This window comes from uncultured Veillonella sp., from assembly GCF_963543145.1.
In the GTDB taxonomy this organism is placed as follows: Bacteria; Bacillota; Negativicutes; order Veillonellales; family Veillonellaceae; genus Veillonella.
Genome location: NZ_CAUTZP010000015.1, coordinates 13,708 through 27,496 on the forward strand (window position 1 = coordinate 13,708; position 13,789 = coordinate 27,496).

Annotated in this window: 10 protein-coding genes; 5 read left to right on the plus strand and 5 right to left on the minus strand. The window is 41.8% G+C overall.

Going from position 1 to position 13,789, the window contains the following annotated elements; genetic code table 11:
- The first annotated feature begins 511 nt into the window (after nt 1-511).
- From ahpC to cysK, 3 genes are all read left to right on the plus strand, one after another.
- Nucleotides 512-1,075: an alkyl hydroperoxide reductase subunit C gene (ahpC, locus tag RWZ05_RS07210; protein WP_004698190.1), complete on the plus strand. Its 564-nt coding sequence runs from the start codon at nt 512-514 to the stop codon at nt 1,073-1,075.
- 377 nt (nt 1,076-1,452) lie between these two features.
- Nucleotides 1,453-1,902: an Rrf2 family transcriptional regulator gene (locus RWZ05_RS07215; protein WP_004698292.1), complete on the plus strand. Its 450-nt coding sequence runs from the start codon at nt 1,453-1,455 to the stop codon at nt 1,900-1,902.
- 15 nt (nt 1,903-1,917) lie between these two features.
- Complete coding sequence (gene cysK / locus RWZ05_RS07220) at nt 1,918-2,853, plus strand: cysteine synthase A (RefSeq protein ID WP_012864824.1); 936 nt, start codon at nt 1,918-1,920, stop codon at nt 2,851-2,853.
- 176 nt (nt 2,854-3,029) lie between these two features.
- Here the strand turns inward: cysK and RWZ05_RS07225 are convergent, their stop codons facing one another.
- Nucleotides 3,030-6,686: a subtype B tannase gene (locus RWZ05_RS07225; protein WP_314643246.1), complete on the minus strand. Its 3,657-nt coding sequence runs from the start codon at nt 6,684-6,686 to the stop codon at nt 3,030-3,032.
- A 290-nt stretch (nt 6,687-6,976) separates the two neighbouring features.
- On the opposite strand from RWZ05_RS07225, the gene RWZ05_RS07230 reads away from it, so the two are divergent.
- Both RWZ05_RS07230 and RWZ05_RS07235 read left to right on the plus strand, forming a co-directional pair.
- Nucleotides 6,977-7,558 (plus strand): hypothetical protein, encoded by a 582-nt coding sequence (locus RWZ05_RS07230; protein WP_314643248.1) that lies wholly within the window; start codon nt 6,977-6,979, stop codon nt 7,556-7,558.
- A gap of 8 nt (nt 7,559-7,566) precedes the next feature.
- On the plus strand, nt 7,567-8,145 hold the full coding sequence (locus RWZ05_RS07235; RefSeq protein WP_314643250.1) for a hypothetical protein: 579 nt from the start codon (nt 7,567-7,569) through the stop codon (nt 8,143-8,145).
- A 113-nt stretch (nt 8,146-8,258) separates the two neighbouring features.
- Here the strand turns inward: RWZ05_RS07235 and RWZ05_RS07240 are convergent, their stop codons facing one another.
- From RWZ05_RS07240 to dapF, 4 genes are all read right to left on the minus strand, one after another.
- Nucleotides 8,259-10,244, minus strand: a complete 1,986-nt coding sequence (locus tag RWZ05_RS07240) for a fructose-specific PTS transporter subunit EIIC (RefSeq protein ID WP_314643251.1) — start codon at nt 10,242-10,244, stop codon at nt 8,259-8,261.
- 33 nt (nt 10,245-10,277) lie between these two features.
- The gene (pfkB, locus tag RWZ05_RS07245; RefSeq protein WP_314643253.1) at nt 10,278-11,192 is read right to left on the minus strand and encodes a 1-phosphofructokinase; all 915 of its coding nucleotides are present in this window, start codon (nt 11,190-11,192) and stop codon (nt 10,278-10,280) included.
- A gap of 107 nt (nt 11,193-11,299) precedes the next feature.
- Nucleotides 11,300-12,697: a Na+/H+ antiporter NhaC family protein gene (locus RWZ05_RS07250; RefSeq protein ID WP_314643256.1), complete on the minus strand. Its 1,398-nt coding sequence runs from the start codon at nt 12,695-12,697 to the stop codon at nt 11,300-11,302.
- A 1-nt stretch (nt 12,698) separates the two neighbouring features.
- Entirely contained in the window at nt 12,699-13,532 is an 834-nt protein-coding gene (gene dapF / locus RWZ05_RS07255) for a diaminopimelate epimerase (protein WP_314643258.1), read from the minus strand.
- Between the last annotated feature and the right edge of the window lie 257 nt (nt 13,533-13,789).

Here is a 13,789-nt window from a genome sequence, read left to right on the forward strand (position 1 = left end):
ATTTATAACAACACTATATATCTAGTATGGCATAATCATTAGGTATTATAGGTTTTCAAACCAAATGTGAGTCATTCGTTTTTGCCCCACTTTTGCCCCATTTTTAAATCCTGACATTGAAAATACCTAAAAGTATTTCCCTAAAATCAGCTATATTTCAACATTTCTGTTTATTTTCAATATGAAAAGTTCTTACAAATTCATGTAGGGGGCATATAGCACGACGAGGTGTTGCTAACCTAGCGGGACTAATATCCTTTGATCATGCTATAAGCAGTAAATTTGTTGTAGTACGTAAAAAGAAGAAAGATGCTCAGAAATGAGCATCTTTCTTCTTTTTTATTCATATCGAAAAATATTGGAAAAATATATCGATAAATTTAAAAATAACGCTTGCAATATTGAATGATATTTGTTATTATATAGACAAAGATAGATATAGACGTGGTGTTAAGTGCACCAATACAAATATAATCATTACAATTTGGAACTCAATTAAGGAGGACATAACATGTCTATTATTGGTAAACAACTTCCTGAATTTACTCTAGATGCTTTCAAAAAACCTGAATTAGTAAAAGTTAGTACTGCCGATGTGTTGGGCAAATGGTCCATCTTCGTATTCTATCCAGCAGACTTCACATTTGTTTGCCCTACAGAATTAGAAGACGTACAAAACTCTTATGCAGAATTGAAAGAACTAGGTTGCGAAGTTTACTCCGTATCTTGTGACTCTGAATTCGTTCACAAAGCATGGTCTGATGCTTCTCCAAGCATTAATAAAATCGAGTACTACATGTTAGCTGATAAAAAACATGAATTAGCTGATTTCTTCGACGTATTCCAAGAAGAATCTGCTATGGCTTACCGTGGTACATTCGTAGTAGATCCAGAAGGTTTCGTTCGTACAGCTGAAATCCATGATATGGGTATCGGCCGTTCCGCTGAAGAATTGGTTCGCAAAGTACAAGCTGCTCAATTCGTAGCTAAACATGGCGATCAAGTGTGCCCTGCACGTTGGAAGCCAGGTAAAGACACTTTGAAACCAGGTCTTGATCTTGTAGGTAAAATCTAATTAAGAAACTTATACTTAAATGCTAGAGTAATCTAGATAACTCCTCAAATGACATAAACACGGGCGCGCATCGTTTTCCTGACGATACGGTAAGTCCCAATACCAGATGAACCCTCTCCAATTCATCATGGTAAACCTCATATAACAAACTACAAACTATACGCAAAAGGACTGGCCTTCGGGCTGGTCCTTTTGTGTTGTTAATATCCCTTAATAAAAGTAGGAAATAAGTTCTTGCATTTTTATAGTGAGTGGTCTATAATGAAATTAATTCCTATTAATGTGAAAGGTTTTATAAATAGCTTTATAAATATAATATAGGCACTTTTTAATATGGGTGTGTTTAACACTAACGTTTACAAAGAAAGGCAAGATATATGAGGATTTCCACAAAAGGTCGTTATGCATTGATGGTTCTCATCGATTTGGCAGAGCAAGGGCAAGATAAACCAGTTTCCTTGCGATCTGTGGCAGAACGACAAGGCATATCTGAAAAATACCTAGAAGGTATCGTAGCTCGTTTAGGCGCTGCTAACCTAGTGGATAGTATCCGCGGTAAATACGGCGGATATCGATTGTCTAAAAGCCCTAAGGAGTACACAATTATTGAAATATTGCTTGCTACTGAGGAATCGATGGCTATCATATCTACCCTTGATGAAGGGGTGAGTACTGATACAGTAATCAACGAACGCACCGTTGGTTTCTGGGCAGGCTTACAAAACTATATTCATGATTATTTAGAAAACGTAACCCTACAAGATGTAATTGATGGGACTTACGCTAAACTTGATACAAAATATGATAATTGGGATGGTTCTATTTAATAAGGAGTGACCACTATGTCTAAAATTGCAAAATCTTTTGTTGAATTAATTGGTAAAACACCTTTATTAGCTGCTACACGTTTTGGTAAAAAATATGGTGCAAACGCTAATATTTTCGCAAAATTGGAATACTTCAACCCAGGCGGTTCCGTAAAAGACCGTATCGCAGCAGCAATCATTCAAGCGGCTGTTGAGTCTGGTGAATTACAACCAGGTGGTACAATTGTAGAAGCTACATCTGGTAATACAGGTATTGGCTTATCTGCTGTAGGTGCCGCGCTTGGCTATAAAGTTGTAATCGTAATGCCTGAAACGATGTCCATTGAACGCCGTAAATTAATGCTTGGTTATGGTGCTCAGCTCGTATTGACTGACGGTTCTCTTGGTATGAAAGGCGCTATTGCAAAAGCTAAGGAAATCGTAACGGCTACAGCCGGCGCTATTGAAGCAGGTCAGTTCGTAAATCAAGCTAATCCTGCAATTCACTACAGAACAACTGGTCCTGAAATCTGGCAAGATACTGATGGTACCGTAGATATCTACGTATCTGGTGTTGGTACAGGCGGTACGTTGACAGGTGCAGGTCGCTACTTGAAAGAACAAAACCCTGATGTACATGTGGTTGCCGTAGAACCAGCAGATTCTCCTGTATTGTCTAATGGTAAACCAGGCCCTCATAAAATCCAAGGTTTAGGTGCTGGCTTCATTCCAGATACATTGGATACTAACATTTATGATGAAGTAATCCAAGTTTCTAACGAGGATGCTTTTGCTACATCTCAAGCCTTCGGTCACACAGAAGGTGTATTGGTAGGTATTTCCTCTGGTGCTGCGCTTTGGGCGGCTCAAGAATTGGCAAAACGCCCTGAAAATAAAGGCAAAAATATTGTAGTAATTCTCCCTGATACAGGCGAACGCTACTTATCTACAGCTTTATTCCCTGAAGTGTAATAGAATATGATTGGTGAAAGCAGTGTATGCTTTCCTAATATAGCAAGGCCCCTCGCTTAGAGGGGCTTTTTCTTATGTTACACACTGGGACTTTATTTTTTGATTATTTAAATTGATATAAAGAAAAGGAGCTACTAGGTAGCTCCTTTTATGTTATGGTATGTATTTACTTGTAATTATCTACCGTTTTTAACGATATTGTCCATCCAGTTGAATAATTCATCTAGATCGTAGTCACCAGAATGGTCTACACCAAATGGTGTAGCCATATCTACTTTATACCCAAGGTTTTGAGCACGGGTACCGACGATCAATGGAATTGCTATAGATGTATTGCTATCAGCTGTACCGTAGCGGATACGATAGAACTGTGCATTTGTCGCTGCTGGAGAACCGAGATAGTTCATTGGGTTCATCATAGTAACGATTTTAGCATTTTGTACATATACCTCTGGATTAGATGTTGTATCGTGTAAAGCTGCAGTAATTGTAAAGTGATTGTTATCTGTTGTACTTGTACCGAATAAGTTGTTCTCCCCAGAGTCATTAGAACGGGAATCGAATGCACCTGGTGCTTTAGAACGACTTACAAAATGGTTATAAGCTTCCCAGTTAATATCTTTGATTGTACCGGTTTTATTATCACGTACAAGATATGTATGTTTAGATAAATCAGTACCTTTAGCTTGTGCCTTGTTAGCGGCTGCAACGATAAATTCTTTCACATAGTTTTTGAAAGTACCGTTACCATTCTTATCCAATTTCAACACACGACCTACAGAGTCACGCAATTGTAAGTTATTCACGTAATCAGGGAAGTGTTCGTTAAGCAGATTGGAGTAAGCCACATCATCAGCATTCAAGGTTACACGTTGCATTGTGCGTTGTGGAGGGGCAAAGTTACCACCTACATTAGCTTGTGGCAATTCGCCTTGGCCCATGGATACTTTGTTGAAGGAGGTAATACCATTATAGCTCCACTCATAAGCCATATCTGCTGCATCAAGGTTAGTGATCGGAGCGTACGCAGAAACTGCATATACATTTGTTGCTGCTGTAGCAGCGCCTAATGCTTGTAAATATGGTTGGAAGTCAGAGCTGTTACCTGCAGCGCCTTGTAACAAGGATACTGCACCGCCTGCACTTGTACCGTTTGTAATAATGCGGTTTGCATTACCTGGCATAGTGGAATCGTTTGCATGTAAGTAAGCTGTTGCAGCTTGTAAGTCAACGATTACTGCTGGAGCCTTACCGATGAAGTTGCCATCGGAGGCTTTGTTTGTACGGCCACGAGTAGCTGGGGAGGCTACTACGTAACCACGAGATAATGCATATACAACACTGTTAGGTTTGCCATTTTCTACTTTTGGAGTCAAAGCTTGGCTTGGCATGTAGCCGCCTACCGCATTTGGCATGAAGATAGGGGCTGTTTGTGACGTATAGCCATTTACAGTGCCGTTGTTAAAGTATTCTTCAGGAACATAAATGTTCATGTACTGTTGATCGATATCGATAGGATTAGCCACGTAAGGGATATATTCGAAGGCACGATATTTGATTTCCTTATTATCTACTGTTGTAGACATGGATTCGTAATTTTTCACGTCGAAGGCAAGGCTAATCTTTGCAGATGCATCGGCTTGCAATGGTGGTTCCATTGGTTGGGAAAGAATATTTTTCTCTTCTGCTACAGCAGATCCTTTAGTGGATGCTTCATTACGAGCATCTACATAGGATTGAGGTAATTTGCTTTCTTGAGCATTAGCTTTGGATTCAGCTTCAGCTTTAGCTTTTGCTTCAGCTTCAGCTTTAGCTTTTGCCTCAGCCTCAGCTTGAGCATTAGCTTTTGCCTCAGCTTCGGCTTGTGCTTTAGCCTTAGCTTCTGCCTCGGCTTTAGCTTTTGCCTCAGCCTCAGCTTGAGCCTTAGCAGCAGCTTCCGCCTCTTCTTTTGCTAATTGCTCAGCAGATAAACGTTCCTGCTCTTCTTTGATTGCAGCTTGTCTTGCAATTTCTGCTTGTTGGGCTGCGATACGTTCTTGCTCTGCTTTAATAGCAGCTTCACGTTCTGCTTTTGCTTTTTCTGCGGCTAAACGTTCTTGCTCTGCTTTCTCAGCTGCGATACGCTCTTGCTCTGCTTTTAGAGCGGCTTGACGTTGAGCTTCAGCTTGCTCAGCCGCGATACGATCTTGTTCCGCTTTTAGAGCCGCTTGCCGTTGAGTTTCGGCTTGCTCAGTTGCAATACGCTCTTGCTCTGCTTTTAGGGCAGCTTGACGTTCTGCTTCCGCTTTTGCAGCAGCTTCTGCACGTTGACGGGCAGCTTCTTCAGCAGCTAAACGTTCTTCTTCAGCTTGTTGAGCAAGGATACGTTCACGTTCTGCTTTTAGAGCCGCTTGGCGTTGAGCTTCAGCTTGCTCAGCTGCGATACGTTGTTGCTCTGCTTGTTGAGCTGCCATACGACGTTGCTCTTCTTGGATGCGAAGGCGTTCTTGTTCAGTTGCTTGACGTTGTGCTTCTGCGATACGTGCTTGTTCCGCTTGTTGAGCAGCGATGCGTTCTTGCTCTGCTTTTAGGGCAGCTTGACGTTCTGCTTCCGCTTTTGCAGCAGCTTCTGCACGTTGACGGGCAGCTTCTTCAGCAGCTAAACGTTCTTCTTCAGCTTGTTGTGCAAGGATACGTTCACGTTCTGCTTTTAGAGCCGCTTGTCGTTGAGCCTCAGCTTGCTCAGCTGCGATACGCTCTTGTTCTGCTTTTAATGCAGCTTGGCGTTGAGCCTCAGCTTGCTGAGCCGCGATACGTTGTTGTTCTGCTTGTTGAGCTGCAATTCTTTCTTGCTCCGCTTTTAGAGCCGCGATACGTTGTTGCTCGGCTTGTTGTAAAGCGATACGACGTTGTTGTTCAGCTTGCATTGCCACCTGACGTTGAGCTTCGGCTTGTTGTTGGGCTATACGTTGTTGTTCTGCTTGCAACGCCATTTGACGTTGTTGTTCAGCAAGAATTGCTGCTTGACGTTGAGCCTCGGCTTGTTTTTGGGCAACCATTTGTTGATCAACTTGCACCACGCCGTTTTGTTTAGCAGCTTCTTCTGCTTCTAGTTGAGCGATTCTTTCACGTTCCGCACGTTGAATATCGCGGATAGTCAAGTTTTGTTTGGCTACAACGGCTTTAGTTGTTGTTGTATTAGCAACTGTTAAAGGCATAGTAGATTGCTCTTGTAGAACTACTGGCGTACGTTGTACTTGTGTAGTTTGTATTTGTTGCTTACCATCTACTTGTTTTTGTACAGTAACAGGTTCTGTTTTCCGTTGTACATTTATCAAGCTGTGCATAGCCAATGTTGGTTCCATAACAGTGTTAGTTTGTTTATTAACAACGTATTGTGGTTGAGAAATTGCCATATGCTGTTGAGATAAAGCTTTTGCAGTATCTGTTACTGGTACTGGACGTACACGAGGGATCAAAGGTGATACCTTTGGAGGTGCTTGCGTTGTTACACTTCTAACTGTTTGTGCCTGCATTATAGGTTGCGTTTGCATTGGAACCATTTGTTGAGGTGCAGTTTGGACTGAGGTCATTTGTTGAACCTGTATAGGTCTTACGGGTGCTTCTTGTTGAGTAACAACAGTTGTTTGTGTAATTGGGGGCGTAGGTTGGATTACTACAGGTCGTACGACTGGTGCCTCTACATTAGTAGTGACTTGAGTCGTTGATTCAGTGGGCGTATTTGAACCTACTAAATCATTCATGTTGAGGGTAGGGGCTGCGTGGGCAACACCACCCAACGCTGCTGCTGCAAAAAATGCAGCTGTGACCTTACGTTTCCTAGATGATTTCATGAATTACTCTCCGAACTAGATTTCAAATAATAATTTATAATTTTAAAATTTATTTATATTTATATAGTTTAACATAAATCGATATATTTGTACAATTTATAAAAACATAGGTGAATACTGGATGAATGTAAAGGAGATGAAAATAGAAAAATATAAATAAGTTTAAAGTGCTAGGAGATTAGTTGTTATCTATAATGATTTGTAGATATTTTCCATTAAGTATACATCTATTAATAAAATATGATATGCTTTTGGTAATTTAGCTGAGTCTTAATGATAAAGGAGAGAAAATGTTTAGAAAATTCTTATTAGTGTGTATGGTGTTAGCTACTTTCACCATGCAGACACAGGCTATCTCGATTAATGAATTAAATGGATCGCCACAGTTTAAAAATGTATATCAAAAAACATATTCTTTTAATGATGCTTCAAGCTATAGAATTGTAGACTTTTTAAATACTTATTCTGTAGAGGTTCTTGAATATGCTGCACCTCATTACAAATTGAAGGGTACCTTTTACTCCGTTGACGAACGTGCTCGTGGCTGGGCTATTACAGAATATGAATTGATTGCTACCTATGATACGAACTACTCTTTGGGTAGCTTAATACATGCCAAAGAGAGTGTAAATCCATCGCCGGCTATGTATGCAGTAATCAAGGCGGCACAAGATAAGTCTGGTATACAAATTGAGTTACAAGGAGTGAAACGTTATACCTGGGATGGTACTGTAGTTAATAGTCCAGAAAAATTTGTACATCTCTCACAACCACTTGAACGTAATCGTTCTGATCAGGAGCTCTTTGCCATAGCCGATGCAATGTTTGTTGTTGCTTATCAGCAGCATTTCGATGATATTGTGGTGAAATGAGGTGCCTTATGAAACGTTTCTTAATTTTAATGGCGATTTTATGCGTATGGTGTGTTTCCGTTAATTCTGTGAAAGCAGTTTCTAATGCCGAATTGCAAGATACTAGCCGTTTCGAACACATTATATCTAAAGGTGACACTGGTAGTGGAGATGGGAAATATATTGAGTTGAGCACACTTCGAGATACATCTACCGATGCACGAACAAAAACTATAGAGACTAAGATATACGTTGTATTACCGTCTTCTGATTTGATTCGAGAATATATAATTCGGTATGACTATAATCTGACGTATTCCTTTGCTAATTTAGTAGCAAGAATGCCGGACTTTAAACAACGATTTTCTGAGTTTAGTTTAAATGATATATGGAATCTTAAAATGGATGATTCTGGTATTGTAGGTACTGTTAAGGCACAACAGGATTATACCCTTAATGGTGAAAGCAAACCTACACAACCAGGTTATAAAGGGTATGAGCATGTTACCTTTTTAACACCTACAGATTTCGATTTTGAAAGCTATCACGTTGCAAACCGAGTTTTTAAGAAAGTATTTGGCATATTTTATGATGATGTAAGTCGATAGTTTATAATAAGAAAAGGACTAGAACCCTAGGGCTCTAGTCCTTTTGCTATATATACTACTTTAATTTATGTGATTTTGGGCTGTAGGCAGTAGTATTATGCTAGCTTTCATAATTATTTTTTGAGGCTTGGTTTTACAAGTGCCAAGATGAAGCAAGCCACAACGGAACCGATTGCAATGGATGCAAGGTAGAGTAGTGGGTTACCGATTGTAGGTACTACGAAGATACCGCCGTGTGGAGCGCGTAGTGTACATTCGAAGAACATGGATAACGCACCAGCTGTACCAGCACCGATGATGCACGCTGGTAATACGCGAACTGGATCAGCCGCTGCAAATGGGATAGCACCTTCTGTGATGAAGGAAAGGCCCATGATGTAGTTTGTGATACCAGATTTGCGTTCAGCCTCTGTGAAGCGGCTAGGGAAGAATGTAGTACAAAGAGCGATTGCCAATGGAGGAACCATACCGCCTGCCATAACAGCCGCCATGATACCATATTCACCAGTGGCAAGTGCGCCAGTACCGATAACGTAAGCTGCTTTGTTTACAGGACCGCCCATATCAACGGACATCATAGCACCAAAGATGAGACCTAACAATACACGGCTAGTAGTGCCCATGGATTGTAAGGAATCCATCAACCAATGGTTAAGGGCAGATACAGGAGGGTTGATCACGAATGTTATGGCTAAACCTATGAATAATACGCCTAGTACTGGGTAGAAGAGAACTGGTTTTGTACCTTCTAATGCTTGAGGTAAACCAGATACTAATTTTTTAACTAATAATACTAAATAACCTGCAGCAAAGCCAGCAATCAAGGCGCCAAGGAAACCAGAGCCGCCTTGATTAGCCAGTAAGCCGCCAACGAAACCAGCTACAAGACCTGGACGATCCGCAATACTCATAGCGATGTAACCCGCCAATACTGGCAACATGAAGCCAAAGGAGGCACCACCGATTTGCATTAAGAATGCAGAAAGCGGATTGCCAGAGCCAAAGTTTTTAGGATTCGCAGGATCTAATGTGTCAAACAAGAAGGCGAGAGCAATCAAGATACCGCCACCGATAACGAATGGCAACATGTGAGATACGCCGTTCATCAAATGTTTGTAGATTTGGCGACCTACACTGTCGGATGCGCTCGCAGCGATTTCAGCAGCTTCGCGGTCTGCAGCAGATGCTTGGTATACAGCAGCTGTACCAGACATAGCCTCTGTTAGCAGTTCTTCCGCTTTGTTGATACCGTTCGCAACCTTAGTTTGAATCATAGGTTTGCCGTTAAAGCGAGCCATTTCTACTTGACGGTCAGAAGCGACGATGATGCATTTAGCATGAGCGATTTCTTCTGCTGTGAGTGCATCTTTAACACCAGAAGCACCATTTTTCTCAACCTTTAAGGAAATGCCCATTTCTTTGGCTTTTCGTTCTAAAGACTCTGCAGCCATGTATGTATGAGCAATACCAGTAGGGCAACCAGTTACGGCTAATACGTCGTAATGAGGGTTGTCTACGGTAATTTTTTCAACCGTTGCAGTAGTTCCACCAGATATATCTGCTGTGCTAGCATCAGTTACTTCAGATTCTTCTGATTGAGACTCTGCAGTTTTGATGAAACCTTCAACAGATGGATCAAAGTTGCCTTGCTCTTTTGCTGTTACAAGTTCCAAGAAACGTTCTACAGTTGGAGCAGCAATGAGGGCTTCTTTGAAATCAGGGTCGATAACCATCATAGCTAATTGGCTCAATACTTCTACATGAGTATCAGCAGCACCTTCTGGGGCAGCAATCATGAAAAATAAACGAGACGGTTGGCCGTCGAGTGCTTCAAAGTCTACACCGTGAGGCACAACCATAGCTGCTAGGCCTGCTTCCTTTACGCCTGCAGATTTAGCATGTGGTGTAGCGATACCATCACCAAGGCCGGTAGAGCCAGACTCTTCACGAGCGAAAACAGCTGCTAAGTACTCACTTTTGTCGATGAGGTTGCCGCCTTTTTCCATTAACTCACCCAACATGTAAATGGCATCCGCCTTTGTCACCGGTTCCGCGTTGAGTAAAACAGATTGTGGTTTTAATAAATCAGTGATTTGCATATATAAACTCCTTGATGCAAATAAAATATAAAACTATTTAGCTCGTACTTGTGAAAGTAGTGCTTCTACTTCTGCTAGTGTAGCGAGGTTTTCAGAGTAAGCGGAGGCAGAGCCACTAGAGATACCCCAGTAAAGTGCCTCTTGTAGATCACCTGTCTTTTCAAAGCCTGTAATAAAGCCTGCTACCATGGAATCGCCAGCGCCCACAGAATTTACGAGTGTTCCCTTAGGGGCAGGGCTTGTATATACAGTGCCGTCAGCTGCGACCAAGATGGCTCCATCACCAGCCATAGAGATAAGCACATGCTGTGCGCCTTTCTCTTGTAATGTGTTAGCAGCTTTTACGAGGTCCTCCTTAGTAGAGAGTGTACGACCAAAGATTTCGCTAAGTTCATGATTGTTAGGTTTAATCAAGAACGGTTTATATGGCAATACGCGTGTAAGTAAATCTTTTGTAGCATCTACGACGATGCGAATGTTTTTATGTTGCAAGCGCTCCATAATGAGCTCGTACATATCGCTAGGCAAGCTAGAAGGAATACTGCCTGCAAGGATTAATGTATCTTGTTCAGTCAATGCGTCGAGCTGTTTGTAGAGGGTTTCTAATTCATCTTTAGCGATGATTGGGCCACGGCCGTTGATCTCTGTTTCCTCATCAGAGGCTTTTACCTTAACATTGATGCGGGTTAAACCTTCGCGGAGGCGAATGAAATCTTCTTTTACGCCGAAGCTATTGAGCTGCGTAACGATTTCTTCACCTGTAAAGCCGGCGATGAAACCCAGAGCCGTTGTATCCATGCCCAAGTTATTGAGCACGATTGATACGTTGATACCCTTGCCGCCGCCAAGAACGTATTCTTGGGTTGTACGATTAATAGTGCCCGTCTTGAGGTGGTCAAGTCGCACGATATAATCGAGGGCTGGGTTAAAGGTAATGGTGTAAATCATACAAATCCCCCTTAAATAAGATAAATTAAATAGCCTATTAGCTGATCTTGTAAATAGCCTATGATTGACTAATCTTGTAACTAGCCTAAATTTGACTAATCTTGTATTTAGCGTATGATTGGTTGATCTTGCTTCCGTAATCGTAACCAGTAAATGATTGGTACGAGATAGAGGAAGAAGGCGAATGGTACATAGCCTGCTATGCTAGTACCCATCATAACTACTGGTACGTAAGCAGCGATGTTCCATGGTAGTAAGGGGGCAAGGACAATACCGCTGTTTGCAAAGTCGAGCATCACATCTTCATCTTGAATACCCCGTTGCGCGTAGGTAATGCGCATAATGGAATGTGTCATCACAACCGCAATAGATTGGCTACAGCCGACAGCGCCGGTTAAGAGTGAGAGACCTACATTGGCAGCAAATACATCGCTCCGTGTTTTAGCTCGCTCTAATAGTTGTCTAACATCATTCCAAAAGCCAACCCCTTCGAGCATACCTGAAATGGCAGTGGCCATAAAGATAGATAATGTAGGGATGAACATGGCTTGCAATCCACCGCCGTGAATGATATCTGCTAGTGGATTATAATGTGGTAGTTCAAAGCCTGTTAAGGTATACCATCCCAATTCAGAAAGGGTAGATCCTTGATTTGTATAAGCTAGAATTGCCGCCGCCAATGCACTGAGGCCGATGGGCCAACGAATAGATACTTTCAAAGGCAATAGACCGATGATGATAATCACTGGAATCCATAAGGTCCAATCGATGTTGAACATAAAGTGGATTGTATCGGATAGCAAGCTATTAGTATAGTTAAGTGAGAACCGCTGCGATAGTAATAGATAAAGCACTGTGGAAATTACAAGTGCTGGTAGACCATCCTTAAACATAATAGGGATATTGGTTGAGACCTTTGTATGCGTTAAAGCTGCTACGAGAGAGGCGCTCGATGATAAAGGACCATTCCGATCGCCAAAGTACGCACCTGCTATAATGGCGCCTGCTACGATATCCTCTGGAATATTACCGGCCCTTGCCATCGTGATGAGTACAATACCCATGGTACCCACAGTTCCTAGTGCTGTGCCTAACAACATGCTCACTAAGGCTGTCAATAAGAAGGCGGAAACAATGAAGAGCGACGGGCTAATTACATCGATGCCCATAGCGATAATCATAGGGATAACACCTGCAGCTTGCCACATGGCGATGAGCCAACCGATAAGAAGGAAGATTTGCATCACTACGATGGACGTTTTAGCACCTGCCCATGATAGATTTAACAGCTCCCTTAGCTGATATCCTTTGCGATAAAATACAAAGGCCATAATGCACCATACTATAATTAAGGCGTAGCCGATAGCAATGCCATTGGCGAGTGCTACGATGATGACGAGGATGGATGCGAGTAACCCTATGAGGGGCTCTACATTACTTTGCATGAGCGCACGGCCTTTTTGGTATTTTAAGAACGCATTTAATATGAGTTGTAACCACTTCATCTTAGTCGATAGGAAGTTCTGTTTCGAAGACTTCCTCAGCAGGTCCTGTCATGAGCACCGTGCCATCCTCCAAGTATGAAATATGTAATGTCCCTAAATAGAGCTCTACATCTACTTCACGACCAGTTAAGCCTTTTTCAAAGGACATAACAGCAGAAGCGCAAGAGCCTGTACCGCATGCTAATGTAGCGCCTGCGCCGCGTTCCCAAGTGCGCACCTTGATATGCTTGTCGTTTACCACTTCAATGTAGTTAACATTTGTGTTAGCTGGGAATGCATTGTGTTTTTCAAGGATAGGTCCTTGTGTTGTTACAGGTGCTTTCGTAATATCGTCGATGTATACCTCTGTGTGCGGTACACCGAGCAATACGGAGCTCACCGTTACGGTTTCGCCGTTAACATCGAGGTCTACATCGATAACCTTATCCATGTCTACATTCATAGGAATATCTTGGGATTTAAAAAATGGTTTACCCATGTCTACTGTAACTTGTGTTACGATGCCGTTTTCGATGGTCAACGTAGGTTTCATTACACCTGCCAAGGTTTCAATGGTGAAAGTCTCTTTCGTAGTTTCACCGTGTTCGTAAGCGTATTTGGCAAAGCAACGAATGGCGTTGCCGCACATTTCTGCTTCACTACCATCAGAGTTGATAATGCGCATGCGCACATCACATGTTTTAGAAGGAACTAGGATGGCAAGACCGTCAGCACCAATACCTGTGCGGCGATCACAAAGGCGAATGGCGAGGTCTGTGTAGTCTTTTTCAGTCCCTTGTGGGTCCGCAAAGAGGATAAAATCATTGCCGAGACCATGCATTTTAGTTAATTTCATAAAATCTCCTATCAATAAGTAAGACTTTCACCATGAAGCCTGTGAAAGTCTCAGATGTATATAATTATATATTCTATATTATAACATAAAGAACACTTGATTATGAGGTGAAATCTTATAAAATTATGGCGAAATAGACGAAAAGTTAACCCTCTTTTAGTATCTATCTAAATTGATTGATGCGTCAAAAATAACCCATGTGGGATGGCGTCTAAGGCTGTTAGATGTTGTCTAATTACTTTATTGTTTAACGGAGA

Bases quoted from the DNA above. Each gene is read 5' to 3' on its own strand.
- ahpC (WP_004698190.1), top strand. From the start codon at position 512: ATGTCTATTATTGGTAAACAACTTCCTGAATTTACTCTAGATGCTTTC.
- RWZ05_RS07215 (WP_004698292.1), top strand. From the start codon at position 1,453: ATGAGGATTTCCACAAAAGGTCGTTATGCATTGATGGTTCTCATCGAT.
- cysK (WP_012864824.1), top strand. From the start codon at position 1,918: ATGTCTAAAATTGCAAAATCTTTTGTTGAATTAATTGGTAAAACACCT.
- RWZ05_RS07225 (WP_314643246.1), bottom strand. From the start codon at position 6,686: ATGAAATCATCTAGGAAACGTAAGGTCACAGCTGCATTTTTTGCAGCA.
- RWZ05_RS07230 (WP_314643248.1), top strand. From the start codon at position 6,977: ATGTTTAGAAAATTCTTATTAGTGTGTATGGTGTTAGCTACTTTCACC.
- RWZ05_RS07235 (WP_314643250.1), top strand. From the start codon at position 7,567: ATGAAACGTTTCTTAATTTTAATGGCGATTTTATGCGTATGGTGTGTT.
- RWZ05_RS07240 (WP_314643251.1), bottom strand. From the start codon at position 10,244: ATGCAAATCACTGATTTATTAAAACCACAATCTGTTTTACTCAACGCG.
- pfkB (WP_314643253.1), bottom strand. From the start codon at position 11,192: ATGATTTACACCATTACCTTTAACCCAGCCCTCGATTATATCGTGCGA.
- RWZ05_RS07250 (WP_314643256.1), bottom strand. From the start codon at position 12,697: ATGAAGTGGTTACAACTCATATTAAATGCGTTCTTAAAATACCAAAAA.
- dapF (WP_314643258.1), bottom strand. From the start codon at position 13,532: ATGAAATTAACTAAAATGCATGGTCTCGGCAATGATTTTATCCTCTTT.